Source organism: Bradyrhizobium sp. HKCCYLS20291, assembly GCF_051167715.1.
Lineage (GTDB): Bacteria > Pseudomonadota > Alphaproteobacteria > Rhizobiales > Xanthobacteraceae > Bradyrhizobium.
On sequence record NZ_JBNPTO010000021.1, the window covers coordinates 21,196 to 36,884 of the forward strand.

A 15,689-nucleotide genomic window follows, 5' to 3' on the forward strand; every position below is an offset into this window, starting at 1 on the left:
TCGGTAGAAGGTGTGTCCCGGCCCCGTGGGGCCAGGCGCGTTAGGTGTATTCGGACTCGCTGTCGTGAGCGCGATAGTTCATGGACTCGTCGATGCGACGCTGGACCAGCAGCGCGAGAGCCTCCGGATCATGCGAGCCACCGTTGATGTGGATCGCGACCTGGCCGCCTCCGCCCATGCGAACGTCACCCGCACCAGCACCAGGCGTTGCCGGCATCGGCACCTTGCTCGTGGCATCGCCGGGAGACGGAACCTTGGAGGTCTCGCCTCCGATACCCTTCTCGATCATCTGGCGATAGTTGCGAGAACGCTGGTTGCCGAGCCATTCGGTAAACTCGTTGCCGCCGTAGTTCACGGTCGGCAGCGCTGGCAACCCCTTACGGCGCCGCGTGACAGTGCCGTTCGGATCTGTTGGCAGTCCCTGGTCGGTGAAGCCACCGATCTTGTGGCTGCCTGCGAGCGCCGCCTGCGTGTAGCGATCAAACTTCTCGAACAGCTTCGGATTGCTCTGAAGCTTCTGGATCGCCGCCGGCAGCTTATGATTCTTGATCGGTCCGTAGAACTGGAACTTCGAGTTCGGAAGACCGTCCTGGCCAGCGCCAAGGCCTTGACGGAGCGACTGCCCCGTCATGTCCATGCGGTTCATCAGAGCTTCGATCGTTCCGCCGCCGCTTGCCCCTTCGGTCATCTGCATGGCCGCGAGGTGCATTCTCAGAGTCGGATCGTTCTTCAACTCCTCGGCGAACCGAGCGCGTCGCGCCTTCAGGAACTCAGAACCGGCCAAGCCAGCTCCGACACCATCATTTGCCAACGACCCTCCCCCGCCGCTAAAGCTGGGGACGTTGCTCGGGCTGATGATGCGTCCGTTCGAACCGTTTCGAATGAGTCCGCCGTTACGATGCAATATCGAGCCGCTGGAGCCGACGCCGAAGTCAGGCAGCGCACCGCCAGGCGTGCTACCGAACAGCGCTGTTGGGCTGCCGCTACCCGACCCGAGGGCCGCGATGCGACCGCCGGAGCCGCCACCTCCGAACGAGGATGCGATGGCACTGCCGGTGGAGCTGATGCCGCCGCCGATGAAAGCGGCCCTCTCGACGTTGCCGCCGAGCTTCTTCAGCTGATCCGTCAGCTCGTCGACCTCGCTGGTGCGACGACGACCAGAGAACTCAGTCGGGCCGGTGTAGCTCGACCGCTTCAGCAGATCCAGGCGCTTGAGGTATTCCTCGGTGCTCTCCCCGGACTTCATCGCCGGAGGCGGCACCCAGCCCTTGCCCTTGAACTTGTCGCTCTTAGGCTGGCCCTTCTGCTTGCCCATCTCCTTCTGGAGCGCGTCCATGTCCTCGGTACTGTTATCAGCACGACCGTCGCCCATCATGAGGCCGCCGAGCATGCCGCCAGTGAGGCCGCCAACTCCGAGCTTGGCGAGCAGAGCCAAGATGCTCTTGTTGATCACGCCCTTGCCGACGCCCTTGAGGGCTGCGCCGATGGCAACGATGCCGACGACCAGAGACGAGAACACGCTCATGACTGGGGCCAGCGCCGTCAGCGCGACCACCAGTGCGGTGATCCGGCCGGCAAACTTGCCGATCACCTCAGGATCGGACGAGTTCTCTCCGAACATCGTGATGATCGCCTTGCCAGCAGAGCTGATCGCCGAAACGATCGAGGTGATGCCTTCAGCCAGGCCCTTGCCGAACTTGCCCATGTTCTCGGCGCTCCACCCGTTCTGGCTGCCGGGCTTGCCGAAGACCTGATCCAGGAGTTCACGGAGGGTCGCTCCGTTCTTCCCGGTGAAGCCCTCGATCAGGCCGTTGATGAACGCCTTCAGGCGCTCCTTCAAGCCGCCGGTCTTCAGCGACTCGTACATGTCGCCGGCCCAGACGCTGATCTGCTCGATGAACGGCTTCAGCGTGTCACCGATCTCGGCCTTCAGAACCTTCCAGACCGCGGCGAGGCGGTCCATCATGTTCTCAAGACCCTTCTGGTAATCTGCCCAGGCCCGGGTGATCCCGTTGTTCTCTGGGCTCTCGGCCGCCGCCCTGCGGGCGATCTTCAAGTTCTCCCACATATTGCCCGGCGCATCGATCATGTTCTTGATGATCGGACCGAACTCGGAGCCGAAGAAGGCATGCAGCGCCTGGCTGCGCTTTTCGAGATCCTTGATGTTGCGGAAGGACTCGATGATCTTGAACAAGCCTTCATCGGGATCGTTCTTGAGCATCGCACGCATGTTGCCGAGCGAGCCGAAGCCGAGGTTGCTCGGGATCGACATGAAGAGGCGATCCTCTTCAGTCCGATGACCCTTGCTGTTGATCATCTTGCGCTTCATCTCCAGCTCGGAGAACTGCTCGCCGAGATGGGACAGGAAGCGCGAGGCCTGGCGCGCCTGAGCGCCGGCCAGGATTGCGGAGTTGCCGAACGCCATGGTGCCGACGTCGGACATGCCGACAGATGCACCAGCGCCGAGACCAGATCGCAGGAACGACAGGGTTTCAGCGGGGTCCGTCGCGGTCTCTGCCGCTAGGGTCGACGCGATGTTGAACTTGCGGGTCAAGCCGCTGATGTCGTTGCCCTGCATACGTCCGGAGCCGATTTCCTGGGCAACCGCACGGCCGATGGCCGTCATCATCTCGCTCGGATCGATGCCGAACCGCTTGGCGGTCTTGAACGACATCTCTGCGGCGGTCTTGGACAGAGCCTCCGGCACGCCGGCCTTTGCAGCCTCAACCGCCCCGCCCATCAGCGTGCCAGGGTCGATACCCATCTTGACGGCTGTGGGAAGCGCCCAATTGTCACGGAGATCGCGGGCATTGAGCTTGGACTGATCCATGTTCATGCGCGCGGAGGTCTCGGCCGCGTCGACGCCGACAGCTGCACGGACTGCGGACCTGGTGCCCATGGCGAGGCCAGCGGCAGACAGTGCGCCGCCGATTCCGACCGTCCGGCCAACGCGGGCCAGCTGACCAGGCGCTTCCCGGAAGCGGTTGAATCCACGCCTCAGGCCGCGACGGACGCGGGCACGCTCTTCAAGCGCCTGCTTCTCGGCGCGAGCGCGCTCACGGGCCGCTTGGCGCTCCTGACGTTCCAACTTCTCAAGGTGCCGCTTCTGCTCCCTTTCGACTTTGGCGAGCGCCCGCTTCTTCTCTGCCTCGGATCTTTCAGCGAGTCGTTTTTTGGCTCGCTCCATCACCTCATCACGGCGCTGCTTTGCCAGCTCCAATCGGTTCAGGGCCTGATGGTGTCTGGAGACGGAGCGCTGATGCCTCTCGTGCTCCTGCATGTAGACGTAGCGGAACGCACGGGCGTATCCGATCTGGTCACGGAGCTGACGTGCCAGCTCGACGCGCTTCTTGCCGGTCGACTGCTGGAACGCGCCAACCGACTTGTTGATGTCGTTGGTGATCTTGGTCCAGACCGTCGTATTCATCTGACCGAGCATCTTCTGCTCGCGAGCCCAACGCTTTTGTTCGTCGGTCAGGCGGTTGAAGCTTTTCTCGGTGGTTTTGAGCGCCTTCTGCGCTTTGCCCTGGACCTCGGGGTCGATGATGGACCCCTTGATCGGGGCTGCAGCGAAACTCTTCTTGATCTGAGTCTCGAGCTGCTTGATCTGGGTGAGGAGCCGTTTGATATTGGCAGAGGCCTGGTCTTCGGCCGTAAGTCTGGCCCTGATATCGAGAGTTTCGTCGGCCATCACCGCTCCTGAAAATGGAAAGGGGTGGCCCGGGGCTTATCGCCCCCGGGCCTTTTGCGCTGCTTCCATTGCTTCCTGATCGCGCTTGTTCAGGAACTGAACGCCATCGGCGATTAATAGGAAATCGTCCCATTCGAGCGCTTCGACGGCGTCAAGCGTCCAGCCGAAGCGCTCAAAGATTGGGAACGAGTCCTCGATTATTCGTCCGATCCGTTCAGCATGGGCTTCAAAAAACCCTCGAACCACGCCTTCATCGGGCCGAAATCCTCGATGTCGATCTCGGCGATGATCTTCTCATCGACCTCGCACAGGTCGGCGAGCGCCTTCTCGAAGGCCGCCACGCTGTCGCGATCGACGTTCTTCACGAAGTTGCGGAGATCACGAACCTTCGGCCGGCGAGCCTTGAACTCGATGTAGTTCGCGCCGCGATACTCGAAGGGCTGGGTGAGGTTGAAGACTTTCTGGGTCATTGGTTTGCACACCTATGTGACTGGAAACGAAAAAGGCCCCGCCGGATGGCGAGGCCTTGAGTTCGGGAGATCAGGACTTAGTAGGTGAAGCCCAGGATCTGCCGGGCATTGGCGGTCTTGTCGACGCCGCCGATGTTCGTGATCTTGTTGAAGACGTCGATCTCGGTGACGAGGTTGTTGTCGATATAGTGCGCGTAGTAGTTCGCACACAGATTGACAGTCATCTCGACCTTCTTGCCGGGCGCCGCTTTTCCGGGCTTGATCGACTTGATGAGCGAGCGGGTCTCGATGATGACGCCCTTCTCGGCGCCGGCTGCCGACAGCATGTAGCCGCGGAAGGTGACCGGAACATCGAGCGAGCCGGGGCCGTAGCCGAGGTTCTGCCAGATCTGCTCGTCCCAGGTGTGGAGTTGGAAGTCGAACTCGATCTTCTCGATGCCCATCGGGATCTCGACCGTGCCGTCCATACCGCCACCGCGGAACTGCTCGACCTCAATGTTGATCTCGGGCGGCTGGAACTCGGGGGACTCGCCGATCTTGCCGATATCCTGGATCCAGACCGTGAAGTCCTGGAGAATGTTGGAGTCGCGAAGGTTGTTGTTTGCCATTTAACTCTCCGGCCATGCCAGAGCGCGCCCGGCCCAGGAGGGACCGAGCGGCTCGTGACTAGCTCTTGGTGATGTGATTGTTGCGGAGACGAAGAAGCGCTTAGCCGTTCGCAACCTGCCGCGCGAACTCCTCGATGAAGTTCGTGTAGTAGTTCGGGTTGCGGCGGGCGCGGAACTGCAGGTGCTCCAAGCAGGCCGGCGGTTCCAGATCGAAGTCCACCGTCAGCTCACCGTTGGCGAAAGTCGCCGGGGTGTTGATGGACTGGTCGATCCAGCACTTTCCGCCGATCAGCGCGCCGCGCGAGCGGAGCAGACGGAGGTAAGCGTTGACGTCGCCCTGGATGCCGGAGAGCAGCTGGAGGCTGAACGGCTTGTCGAGCCGGACGCGCTCAGCACGCTCCAGGCTCTCGTACACCATGTCCGCGGTGCGGCGGACCGACAGCTGAGCCCAGAGCGGGTCGGTGCCGGTGTTGCGCAGACCCCAGAACCGGAAACCGTCATCGTGGATGATGGTCGTGATCTGGTTGGAGTTCAGCATGTTGGCTTCGCTGTCGCGGTCGTTCGGCATGAAGTCGACCGGACGAGCGGGGCCACCGATGTTCTGGATCAGTTCGTTCGAGAACGAATACCAGAAGCCCTTCTCCTCATCGACGCGGGCCTGGATGCCGGCCGCGTAGGCCGAAGCAGGCTTCTGCACGTAGACCGAGTTCTCAGTGTCCCAGGACAGGACGCCCGGGTCGACAATCGAGATACGCTGGCTGCCGTAGTCGCCGCGGTACGCGACAGCGTCCTCATACGAGGTACCGGGACCATCCAGGAATGCGACGGCACGGAGGCGATCGACGATCGAGCCGAAGGCAACGCCAACCGGGTTTGCCACATGGCCGAGGGTCGCGGTGATGGTGGCGCCTGCGCCGGCACCGTTCACGGTCACGGCGGGAACGGCCGTATAGCCGTAGCCCGGGTCGGTGATGATGGCGCCGGTCACCTTGCCGCCGACCACCTGGGGCACCGCCTTTGCCTGCCGGCCGCCGGCCGGGGGAGCTGCGATGGTGATCGAGGTCGTGTTGAGGACGTAGGCATTGCCGACATCCCCGATGACCAGGTTCTTGACGCCGTTGGTCGGGCGCCCCGAGGTGAGGCCGGGGGCGCAGAGCAGCTTCGGGATGACCTGCAGCAGCGGACGCGCCTTCAGGAGCGACCAGATGCCGGTCTTACCGGTCGGCGAGCCAACCGCGTTCGACCAGGTCTCCTCGGTGCTCTGGCCCTCAGCGACGCGGACCACCACGATGACAGCCGACTTCTGGCTGTAGATGGCGTCCACGGCGTCGAGCAGGGTGCCGTCGCTCTTGAGCTGGCCTGCCTTCAGGGCGTCAGCGAACACCGCGACCGGAGTGTTGAGCGGGAAGATGTCCGGGTCGGCGTTCGGGGCGGTGCCGACCAAGCCGATCACGTTCGACTTGACGGTCTCAACCGGACCCGAGGGGCTGTCGAGTTCGATCGTCTCGATGCCGTGGAGATATTGAACAGTCACGTAGGGTTCTCCCAACAAAAAAGCCGCCCGGTCAGGGGCGGCTGCATGGAGTGATGGTGGTGGTCGCCGATCAGGAGATCAGCGGACCTTCTCGGTTTTCGATGTATCGCTCGACGGCTTTCAAAACGATCTCGAAGGTCTTCCGCATCCTGATGTCCAGCGTCAGCATGATCGCGTAGCGGTCATCGGCGGAGCGGTTGAAGACGTTGTGATAGTGGGCGCTGTTGAAGCACCACGCCTGGCCTTGCGGATAGGCCTTCTGGTGGATCTCCAGGCCGCCTGCTGCGAAATCCGCCAACTCGTAGACCTGAGTCGGGATGACCTCGTAGCTGACGCGATCGCTTGAAACGATTGGGACGTGTACGATCAATTCGTACCAGTTCGGCCGTCTCTGGCCGGTTGCCGCGACACCTGCGATCATCGAAAGCTCTGTGCCGTGTCGATGCCATGTCAGGCTCTTGCCCGCCCCGAGGCGGTTGAGGCGCACGCGCTGCCCCTCACCACCAAACTCGGCGACGACCTGCTTGATGTACGGCGAGTTGTCGGCGATCGGCGTCCAGGTGCTGTCCGTCCGGCCCGCGTACCCCTCCTCGGTCAGATCGTCGTGGATCGAGCCATGCGGAGCGACCAACGAAAGGCCATGCCAGCATTCTGCGATCCTGTCCTTGTGCCGGCTCTTGGAGCGGAACGGCACGAACAACGCCGGGTCGATCGCCGCAAGCTCTGCCTGTAAGAGATTTGTGTCGTATTTCTTGCAGAGGTCGAGGTGCGGGATGCGCTCCAGTTTGGAGGAAAGCTCAACGAACTTCGACATTGCGGTCCTTCTTAAGTTTCGGGCGCACGATGTCTCCGCTAAAGCTCACCAGCCAGCGTCCGGTGAGGATGAACAGAGCAGCTCGGAAGAAGGCCAGGTTGTAGAAAAACTCGGCGTTGCAGCTGTGCGTCCAGTTATCGCCACCCTGATACATGCAGGCGCCCTGACAGAGTTGCAGCACGGGGCAGTTCTGGCATTCCGGACGCTTGCTCCAGTGCCGCGAGGTGTTGAGAGCGATGTTCTCGAAGTCGTTTACGTGCCCGATCTTGTGGTTGCCATTGGCGCCCACGTTCTGGCAGGTCATGACGTTACCCTTGAGGTCGACCGCAAGGTATTCCGGCAAGTCCATTCCGCACTTCTGGAACAGCACTTCGGACGGTCGCTCATTCACCATCGAGCTGAGCGCCCGGCGCAGCTTATCATGGATGGACGGCGACCTGATCGCAGAGCCGTCGACAATCTGGCGCGACAGCGTGTCGCTGAACAGGCCGAGTTGATCTTCCGAGAAGATCGATGATGGATCGGCGGCGTAGCTGTGAACGACGCCCTCGAAGCCGACCCTGCAACCCGGGAAATAATCCTGGAACCAGTCGATGATGGCATTGACGTCGTGGTTTGCCGGGGTCAGGACCGCGTTGAACGAGAAACGCGGATGAAACGTCTTCTGCGCATACTGGATCAGCGCAAATTTGTTTGGATCTTCGAACGGGTCGTCACCGCGAATGTGATGGCCCGGACCGTCATGGCTTATGGCCATCGAGAAGTCCCAAGCCTTCAGCTTGTCGACGATCTCCCGTGACAGCAATTCACCGTTGGTGATGATTGAGAACCGCGCGTTCGGGAACTTCTTGATCAGCTCCGGCGCCAGGATCTCGATATGCTTCCAGTAGAGCAGCGGCTCCCCGCCCCACAGCTCGACCTTCTGGACACCTTCCGGATTCTCGATCCAGGAGTCGATATTGGAGAGAAACTCGCTGGCGTCTCGGGTAGACGACAATGCCGCCTTGTGAACCTGGATCGCCTGGAGACAGTAGAGGCACGACTTTTGGCAGCCCAGGCCGAGCTGGATCTTCAGCTTCTTGACCGCTCGTACCTTGCGGCCTGGCTGATCGTAATCCACGGCGATGAAGGGCCGGCCGGGCGCCGGATCGGGATCGAGAAGCGGGTTGCCCGTGAAGTCGACAGCGCGAAACCCGTTTTCGTCCGTGAGACGAGAGGTGTGCTGGTCATAGAACAGAGGCACGACCTCTCCGTCCTTGCTCAGCATGTCCAGGCGGATCATTTGGGTCCTTCCAGATAGTCCTTCAGGGGACGCGGATCGTTGAACCGGCAGATCGTTGTCTCGTAATCGACAGGCGACCATGTGACACGGCGGTATTCGTCGGGAGACACGGTGTTCACCGGCAGCTTCAGCACGTCCCTGCGCTCGTATTCTGCGAGCAGACAGTTCGGATGAACGCTGACGTGCCTGGCTTCCCTGCCCGCGTAAGTGCGGGACCAGAAACATGACACGCCCTCGCACCAAAACGAGCCGATCCCCCAGTTCACGAGATCAACAGCGGCGTCAGACCAGACCGCGCCATTTGCACGCGGCAGGTCCGCTTCGGGATCCTCAATGAGAAGGCGGACGGTGACGTTGTCGTGGTCAGCCCAGCGAACGAACATCGTCCAGGCGACCAGCTTTCCGCTGTCGTCGAAGTAGCCCCAGAAGTTGCTCATCGGTTGCGGAAAGCACAGCTCGACATGATCCTTCGCGAGCTTCCTGAAATTCGGTGCTGCGGGAGCGCTACTGTCGTTGCACCATGCCCCCGGTCCGCTCGAATGCTTGTCGATGATGGCGCATATGTCGTCGTAATCGGCAGGCGTCAGATAGCGGATCGTGGGCATAGTCAACCTCTCAGCGCCAGAGCTTAGCGCCCATCATCGGGTCGGTGATCGTTGCCGTGTATGGCTTGGTGATCTCAAGCATCGTCGGGCCAACCCACGGCCTTCCGGCCATCTCGATCGTTCCCTGTGCGATGTAGAGGTAGTTTCCGGGCTCCACCTCGAAGGTGTCTCCGGACTTTCCGGAGACGAAAGCGCGCTGCAAGAACACTGGCTTCTCGCTCTTCGGAGTGATGCAGTGATATTCGCTGCCCTCTTCCGTCGCCCGGAGACGGTAATTGTCGATGCCGCGCACGAACTGCGTGCCGCCGCTTCCCGCCGGCCGCGGGTCTGGCGCATGGTCTCCGCCGAGCGCCTCGAAGCCGCCCTTGGTGTAGACGGGGATCGTGTGTAGCGGCCTCGCGTCATCCTTGCCTTCGAGCAGGTGCGCGATGGCAGGAGCATCAGCCGCGGTCAGGCCGCGCGTCAGCTCAGACGGAGGACAGATGCGCTCTTCGCCGGCATGCGCCGTGAAGATCGTGATCGTGAAATTCTCGAAACGGAGGCGCCGGAAGTGCATCTCACACCTTGGGGGTTTCCATGGGCAAACCGATCGGATCTTCCATCGGACGATCGATGCGGTAGGTGAAGCTTCCCTCCATGCTGGAAGGAGCGAGTGGTCCTTGCTCCTGCGCCAGCATTTCGAGGTATCGCAAATGAAACGACTTGGCCGGGAACTGCATGACGATGGCGCCACGCTGTTCCTCGGCCGAGTGGTTGAGTGGGATGAAGACGCGAGGGTGGGTCAGCCGACCGAGCGTATCGTGGATAAATTCGACGCGAGCCCAACCATCCGGACTACAGTCCAGGATTTTGTAGCTGAACGTCGCGCTCAGTTTCCGATCCATGTATCCTCACTTGCCGCAAACGCAGTCGCAAACGGTCGCGCAATTCCATTCGTCATGTCCGGACGTCCCGTAGAACCGGGACATCGGGAAGTTCGATGTCGGGAATACAGCCGTCTGGTGTGGGCCGTAGTAATAGGTCCGACCGGCATATTGGCTCATCTGGTTGCCCCAGCCGAACACGCCGTTGACCGTCGAGAAGGCGACGGGTCCCGAGGAGGGCACTGCCATTATGCGCCCTCCAAAGCTGTAACCTTCGCATCCAGAGCCTTCACGACCTCAACAAGCAGCGCGATCGTCTGGATGTAGTCGACATTCAGGAAGTCGGAGCCAGACTTGCTTCCGCCGCTATCGTCGCGGTCGAACGGAGCGAGCGAAATCGCTTCAGGAAGCGCTTCGAGAACGTCCTGAGCCAGAAGACCGGCCTTTCGCTTCGCTTGCGTCGGAGCCCCAACCAGCTTTGCCAGCTCGCTCTGGATGTACGTGACACCTTTGAGCTTCCTAACCTTCTCCAGCGGCTTCTCGATCACCTCGATGCCGTCCTTCAGACGAAAATCGGAGTAGCCATAGACGATATCGCCCGTCGCAACGATCGAGCCGCCACCGACTGGAGTCGTGCCAACGCCGAGCGAGCCGCGGAAATATCCGTCACCGCCGGGAGACACGCCGAAGCGCCAGTTTCCGCCATCAGACCATCCGCCGATACGGAACCAGTTGTCACCATCCAGGCTGAGCTGCACAGCATAGACCTGACGGTGGAACGAGAGGACCGCAGTGCCCTGGTCGGGTGCGTAGATCCGAATGGCTCCGTCTGATGCAGTGTTGAAGCCGTACGTCGTGCCAGTATTGTGCAGGAAGACGTGCGTCCCGGTCCAGGTCGGAGACATCGACTGGTCGATCGCGATGTTTGCATCGGACCGCATATAGGTCACTGCGCTGCCAGCACTGGCATTGATAGTGGCCTTGCCGGTCGGCTGTGCCCCGGTGAGTCCAAGACTCGCTCTCGCGGCTGCCTTGTCCGGCAGATCTCCGAGGTTCTGGTCCTTCTGCAGCTTGCCGGCCACCGTGGAGGTCAGAGCGCCGACGACGCCCTCGTCTGCCGTCAGCTTGTCGGCGATTTCCTTGAGCGTATCAATGGTGCCAGGGGCACCATTGATCAGAGCGTCGATGGCGTTCTTCACAAAGGCGGTCGATGCCACCTTTTGGGTATTGTCGCCGGCCGTCACTGTCGGGACGGTCGGGCTCACCGTGAAGTTGACGGAGGCGCTGAAGGTGCCGCCCACATCCCTCTTGATGTAGAAGGACGGATCGAAAATCTGAGCATTCGCCGCATAGGTTGAGCACTGGTCGCGAGCAGCCAGCGCGTCGATCTTCATCTGGGCGACCGCAGCTTTATCCTGTCCAGTCTGGACCGCGTATGTCGAAGCCGTATCGCGATATCCCTTGGCGGCGTCGCGTGCAGCCTGGGCATCCGTCAAGGTCTGTATCGCCACCTGCGGGAGCGCGGTGCCGACATAGATCACCCAGTCGATGAACGGGCCGGGATTTCCGAAGATCTGGATCGGATGCAGCGTCAGCTGGCCGGAGACGCGATCCCAAGCGAGCACCCTGCAGAACGCATAGTCGGTATTGTTGGCCTGGCGGGTCACCGTCACGAACGGCGAGGGCGCGAACAGCTCCCGCTCCGCTGCGTCGAAGATCGCGAAGGTCTGTGATGTGGCGACGTCGAGCGTCACCGAGTTGTTGGCATGTGCCAGCAGGAATCCCTGCTCGGAAACCAGGGCGATCTTGTCGAGCGCGGGCGCCAGAACGAGATCGAGACGGTTGAGGGCGAGCCCCTCGACGTAGGAGGTCAAGCCGCCGATGGCAGCAAGACCGTCCTCGTTCGAGTTGATTCGGCGGTCGATGTCTTCGAAGCGCTGGTTCCAATACTCGGGGTCACCGAGATTATCCCTCGCCTTGACCCGGTAGAATTGATCGTACCTGCGCGCCATCGGCCTTAGACCTCTTCGTAGCCGATGACGGCGTCGCCGAGATCAGCGATGAGGCTTCCCTTGACGATCGCCTCGTGCGCCGGACGCGCCCAGATCTTGGGAGCGATCTCGACTGCACGAGCGAGCTTCAGGCGATAGCTCTTCGCCGGGTCGATGGGCAGCTTCGGGGGAGCAGCCGGCGAAACAACGGGCGTAGCAGCCGCCGGGGCGGCTGCGTTATCAGTGTCGGCCATGAAGTTGGTTCCTTACTTGGTGTAGAACGACCGCTCAGCGACGTGGTACGTGACCTGCGGCGAGTTGGTCGTTCCGGTCTGCTCAATCGTGAACTGCGTGGTTCCGGCCGGCAGACTGAAGGTGTAGGTCTTCTCGTAGCGCTTCGCCTGCGCGTCCTTCAGCACCGTGACGGTGGTGTCGGGCGAGTACTCCGTCGAACCAACCCGAACCGTCATCGCGTAGGTGTGCGGCGTCGGATCGAACATTTCGAGCAGGTTGACGAAGGTCACGTTGTGCGTGACGTTGGACAGCGCCGGCACCGTGATCGTCTTCGAGACGTGCTTGAAGGCCGTCTTCGGACGGGAGACGCTGACGCGCGACCCAGTCAGATGCAGGATCGGCATCATGTCTCTGGTGCCGACGAAGCGAGCCCGGAATTGAGCCAGCGGCGGAGCAACAGCGAGGACGCCGGAGTTGTCGTGGATCAGCGGCTGCCATTCGCCGGTACCGTTCGGTCGCATCTCGAATACGAGTTCGCACGAACCTGGCACCCACTGCTCAGCGAGGATGTCGATGTCGCGGAAACCGCCGTCGAGGTTGATCGGAGCGAACTCGATCGCAACCTGGGACGAGGCGAACTGGGCGCCGTAGACTTGGATCATCATGTCCTTGGTCAGGTCGCCCATGTAGTAGATGCCGTCCGTCGAGTAGAAGAACGTGCCGTCCAGATAGGACTGACCGTTAGTCATGCCGATCTGATGGTTCGCGTTCGAGATGAACACGAAGGCATAGCGCTTGCCCTTCGCGAGGAAGGTCGGCTGGATCGGACACAGGTTCCAACCCGTGACGATGTTCTGCTGCGCGTAGACCGTCTTGAGCACGGCCTTTTCGAGGTCGGGCTGGCCGGCAGTCACCTCGCAGAGAGCGATGTGGATGTCTTCGTTTGCTGCCTTCTGGGTGATGTAGAAGCCCAGCTGCGTGGCGATGATGTCGTTCGAGACCAGGAAGGTCTGCGCAACCTGGGCGCCAGTCACGGCGAGGTTCGTGGTGACCTCGTACATGTACGGCTCTTCCCAGGTGTCGAGCCAGTAATAGTCGGTGCGCCAGGCAACGGTGCCGTCGCCGTTCCCGTGCGGGTCTCGCAGCGTCGTGACCGTCGAATACTCGATCGTGTTGAAGTCGTAGAGGTTCGAGATATCGGACGGGTTGCCGGGGGTGCTCCAGGCGTTGCCGTTGGTGCAGACCGTGTAGCTGCCGCCGTACCGGATGCGGGTGCGGGACATGTACCCGACCTTCATCGAATGTACCTGGTAGCCGTACTGCGCGATGCCGAGCGACTCGGTGTAATTGCCGGTCTGGATCTTTAGCACGTTGCTGTATTTCGGCATCAGGTAGCCGCCGGCCAGCGCCGCATTCGGATCGTTCGCCGAGAACAACGAGATCTCGAACTGGTTCTTGTTTGCGTCGTTGAAGCGAATACCCTCCTCGACCCTCGCGTCGAACCCTAGCAGCTTGCTGTTAGTCATGTCCGACTTCGTCTGGTCTAGGAAGAAGTCGGTGTCGAAGCCAGAGGCGTCGGCCGGATAGCGCAGGCTCTCCTTGACGCGGGCCAGGTCGAGATAAACGCGGGATAGGTCAGAGGCGCTACTCAGGCCCGTCATGCGGTTCGCCAGATCGGCGAGATCGGATGCCAGCGAGGTGACGCGCGGCTCGATGATCGAGCGGAAGGTCTCTAGCAGGTCGGTGCGGCTATCCAGAGCGTCGGTCGAGACGACCTGGTTCTGATCCTGGATGTCGATCGAGACGATCTGCGTGGTGTCCAGCAGGACGTTCGCGATCACCACGTGGGTCGCTGGCACAGCGGCGGGGACCGGGTCGGCAGCTTCGGCGCCAGCCGTGAACACGATCTGGACATTGCGGGAGCGGGTCATGGCGACCGAGCGCGGCTCGACGGTGCCGGTATCGACGTCCGTCAGGTAATCGCGCTGCTCGACGTCGGTCTCGACTTCCTGGCCATAGGCCGAGATCGTCACGATGCGCCGTGCGGCTGCGGCCACGTACGTGGCGAGCGACTGGGTCAGAACCGATCGGAGCGCGTAGACAGCGCCAGTGTCGTAGACACGACCTGCGCCGACCGTGACCTCGACCTGACCGGTCTTGGTGACCATCAGTCCCGAAGATTTTCGAGTGGCAGAAACGGCGTCGGCGACGATGTGGTCCATCGCGGTCTGGACGTATTCCTGGATGTTGTTGTGATCGGTCGCGGTCTGTTCCTGATAGTCGCGAAAGATGACTTGCTGGTCCATCTAAGGGCCTCTTGCTGCGAACGCGAAAAGGCCCACCGTCCCCGCGGACGATGGGCTCAATGCATTCTGGTTATTGTCAGATGATGATCAGGTCGCCCGCGAACCGCGGCAGGCCGGCGACGAAGCCGGGCTTGGTGTCGGTGTCGAGCAGGATCTTGTCGGTCATGCGCTTGGCTGCGATGATGGCCTGTCGATTCTTGGTCATCAGCGAGCCATCGTGCGGCATGAAGAAGCGCGTCTTCGGCGCAAACGGCTGCGCGAGGCGTGCCTTGTACTTGCTCCACCGCGTCTGCATCTGGACCTTCAGCTCTGCCGAATGCGGCTCGATCCCGTACCGTCCAACGCCCATGAACTGGATCGTAGGACGCTTGGCACCAGAAACGGACCCGTCATTGACCGCGTACCGCTCGTAGGTTTGGTACGGCGCCATCGAAGGAACAAAGAACCGCTTGTGGACCGGACGGCCACAATAGACCGCCTTTCCTTCCTTGCCGCTGATGGTGATCAGCTCCGGTGTCGTCGACACCGGCTCCATCTGCGGGCCGACCGCTCGGCGCCAGGGCGCAATGACGATCGGCGCGATTGTGACGATCCGGTTGGATGCCGTGGACGGGATCGGAAACTTCTTTTTCAGGCCGAACGGCGTGTTGCAGAAGGTCGAATACGGCCGGACAGCCTTGATGTAGATCCTGAAGTAAGTGCCCTCGTTGTCCATCCTGGTGTCGGTCTCGACACCATTGACGACCCAGGACGCCCGCTTCGAAAGCCGCGTGATCGCCTCGTTGGGCGCCGGGAACTTATTCTCCAGAAAGCTGCTGTAGCGGCCTCCACCTGAGAAGATGCGGCGCCGGGCGGCGCCACGCAGGTAATTCTGGTAGATGCGAACCTGCGGCAGCTTGGCGAGCCAGGCTTCCCGCTGCTCCTTGTTGAGCGAGGGCCCGGAGAACACCTTTGCCAGCGGCGTCGTTGCCTTGATGACCCTGCTGTCGATGAGTTCGACGTAGGTCTCGATAGCCTTCAGCGTGCCCTTGATCTGGTGGTGCTTTATCGCGTTCGCGACCACGCTCCGGCGCTTCGTCAGCGGCCATTCCGAGTCCCACAGATCGACCGAGAGCGCCCAGGCCAGGTAAGGCAGCAGGTTCTCAGGGCAGGTCCACGGGTTCCAGAGCTTACGGATGGGGATGTCAATTTCGAGCAGGCGTTCGACCTGAGAGGCCAGCGTGCGCTCGTACTCCGTCGCATTCGGTGACAGGATTTGACCCATCCTGCGCGTCGGGAACGGGGCCATGGC

At 61.5% G+C, this 15,689-nt stretch carries 14 protein-coding genes; all 14 read right to left on the bottom strand.

What is annotated here, in order from left to right; all coding sequences use genetic code 11:
* Positions 1-40: 40 nt before the first annotated feature.
* Positions 41-3,691 (bottom strand): hypothetical protein, encoded by a 3,651-nt coding sequence (locus tag ACQR07_RS31855; protein ID WP_434906014.1) that lies wholly within the window; start codon positions 3,689-3,691, stop codon positions 41-43.
* 197 nt (positions 3,692-3,888) lie between these two features.
* Positions 3,889-4,161, bottom strand: a complete 273-nt coding sequence (locus ACQR07_RS31860) for a phage tail assembly protein (protein ID WP_316200889.1) — start codon at positions 4,159-4,161, stop codon at positions 3,889-3,891.
* A 77-nt stretch (positions 4,162-4,238) separates the two neighbouring features.
* On the bottom strand, positions 4,239-4,769 hold the full coding sequence (locus ACQR07_RS31865; protein ID WP_434906015.1) for a phage major tail tube protein: 531 nt from the start codon (positions 4,767-4,769) through the stop codon (positions 4,239-4,241).
* A gap of 100 nt (positions 4,770-4,869) precedes the next feature.
* Positions 4,870-6,303 (bottom strand): phage tail sheath subtilisin-like domain-containing protein, encoded by a 1,434-nt coding sequence (locus tag ACQR07_RS31870; RefSeq protein ID WP_434906016.1) that lies wholly within the window; start codon positions 6,301-6,303, stop codon positions 4,870-4,872.
* A gap of 70 nt (positions 6,304-6,373) precedes the next feature.
* Complete coding sequence (locus tag ACQR07_RS31875) at positions 6,374-7,117, bottom strand: hypothetical protein (protein ID WP_434906017.1); 744 nt, start codon at positions 7,115-7,117, stop codon at positions 6,374-6,376.
* The gene (locus ACQR07_RS31880; protein ID WP_434906018.1) at positions 7,101-8,399 is read right to left on the bottom strand and encodes a radical SAM protein; all 1,299 of its coding nucleotides are present in this window, start codon (positions 8,397-8,399) and stop codon (positions 7,101-7,103) included. Before ACQR07_RS31880 ends, ACQR07_RS31875 begins: the two co-directional genes overlap by 17 nt.
* The gene (locus ACQR07_RS31885; RefSeq protein ID WP_434906019.1) at positions 8,396-9,004 is read right to left on the bottom strand and encodes a hypothetical protein; all 609 of its coding nucleotides are present in this window, start codon (positions 9,002-9,004) and stop codon (positions 8,396-8,398) included. The genes ACQR07_RS31880 and ACQR07_RS31885 overlap by 4 nt, the downstream gene beginning before the upstream one ends.
* 10 nt (positions 9,005-9,014) lie before the next feature.
* Positions 9,015-9,560: a hypothetical protein gene (locus ACQR07_RS31890; RefSeq protein ID WP_434906020.1), complete on the bottom strand. Its 546-nt coding sequence runs from the start codon at positions 9,558-9,560 to the stop codon at positions 9,015-9,017.
* Position 9,561: 1 nt separating this feature from the next.
* Positions 9,562-9,888, bottom strand: a complete 327-nt coding sequence (locus tag ACQR07_RS31895; protein WP_434906021.1) for a hypothetical protein — start codon at positions 9,886-9,888, stop codon at positions 9,562-9,564.
* 6 nt (positions 9,889-9,894) lie between these two features.
* Entirely contained in the window at positions 9,895-10,116 is a 222-nt protein-coding gene (locus ACQR07_RS31900) for a hypothetical protein (RefSeq protein WP_434906022.1), read from the bottom strand.
* Positions 10,116-11,879 carry a tail fiber domain-containing protein gene (locus ACQR07_RS31905; protein ID WP_434906023.1) on the bottom strand — a complete coding sequence of 588 codons (1,764 nt, stop codon included), beginning with the start codon at positions 11,877-11,879 and terminating at the stop codon, positions 10,116-10,118. The genes ACQR07_RS31900 and ACQR07_RS31905 overlap by 1 nt, the downstream gene beginning before the upstream one ends.
* A 5-nt stretch (positions 11,880-11,884) precedes the next feature.
* Positions 11,885-12,112, bottom strand: coding sequence for a hypothetical protein (locus ACQR07_RS31910; protein ID WP_434906024.1), 228 nt, complete (start codon positions 12,110-12,112; stop codon positions 11,885-11,887).
* A gap of 12 nt (positions 12,113-12,124) precedes the next feature.
* Positions 12,125-14,398 carry a hypothetical protein gene (locus ACQR07_RS31915; protein ID WP_434906025.1) on the bottom strand — a complete coding sequence of 758 codons (2,274 nt, stop codon included), beginning with the start codon at positions 14,396-14,398 and terminating at the stop codon, positions 12,125-12,127.
* 76 nt (positions 14,399-14,474) lie between these two features.
* The gene (locus tag ACQR07_RS31920; protein ID WP_434906026.1) at positions 14,475-15,686 is read right to left on the bottom strand and encodes a phage tail protein I; all 1,212 of its coding nucleotides are present in this window, start codon (positions 15,684-15,686) and stop codon (positions 14,475-14,477) included.
* Between the last annotated feature and the right edge of the window lie 3 nt (positions 15,687-15,689).

Excerpts from the sequence above, each read along its gene's own strand:
- ACQR07_RS31855 (WP_434906014.1), bottom strand. The coding sequence starts at position 3,691 with ATGGCCGACGAAACTCTCGATATCAGGGCCAGACTTACGGCCGAAGAC.
- ACQR07_RS31860 (WP_316200889.1), bottom strand. The coding sequence starts at position 4,161 with ATGACCCAGAAAGTCTTCAACCTCACCCAGCCCTTCGAGTATCGCGGC.
- ACQR07_RS31865 (WP_434906015.1), bottom strand. The coding sequence starts at position 4,769 with ATGGCAAACAACAACCTTCGCGACTCCAACATTCTCCAGGACTTCACG.
- ACQR07_RS31875 (WP_434906017.1), bottom strand. The coding sequence starts at position 7,117 with ATGTCGAAGTTCGTTGAGCTTTCCTCCAAACTGGAGCGCATCCCGCAC.
- ACQR07_RS31880 (WP_434906018.1), bottom strand. The coding sequence starts at position 8,399 with ATGATCCGCCTGGACATGCTGAGCAAGGACGGAGAGGTCGTGCCTCTG.
- ACQR07_RS31885 (WP_434906019.1), bottom strand. The coding sequence starts at position 9,004 with ATGCCCACGATCCGCTATCTGACGCCTGCCGATTACGACGACATATGC.
- ACQR07_RS31890 (WP_434906020.1), bottom strand. The coding sequence starts at position 9,560 with ATGCACTTCCGGCGCCTCCGTTTCGAGAATTTCACGATCACGATCTTC.
- ACQR07_RS31895 (WP_434906021.1), bottom strand. The coding sequence starts at position 9,888 with ATGGATCGGAAACTGAGCGCGACGTTCAGCTACAAAATCCTGGACTGT.
- ACQR07_RS31900 (WP_434906022.1), bottom strand. The coding sequence starts at position 10,116 with ATGGCAGTGCCCTCCTCGGGACCCGTCGCCTTCTCGACGGTCAACGGC.
- ACQR07_RS31905 (WP_434906023.1), bottom strand. The coding sequence starts at position 11,879 with ATGGCGCGCAGGTACGATCAATTCTACCGGGTCAAGGCGAGGGATAAT.
- ACQR07_RS31910 (WP_434906024.1), bottom strand. The coding sequence starts at position 12,112 with ATGGCCGACACTGATAACGCAGCCGCCCCGGCGGCTGCTACGCCCGTT.
- ACQR07_RS31915 (WP_434906025.1), bottom strand. The coding sequence starts at position 14,398 with ATGGACCAGCAAGTCATCTTTCGCGACTATCAGGAACAGACCGCGACC.
- ACQR07_RS31920 (WP_434906026.1), bottom strand. The coding sequence starts at position 15,686 with ATGGCCCCGTTCCCGACGCGCAGGATGGGTCAAATCCTGTCACCGAAT.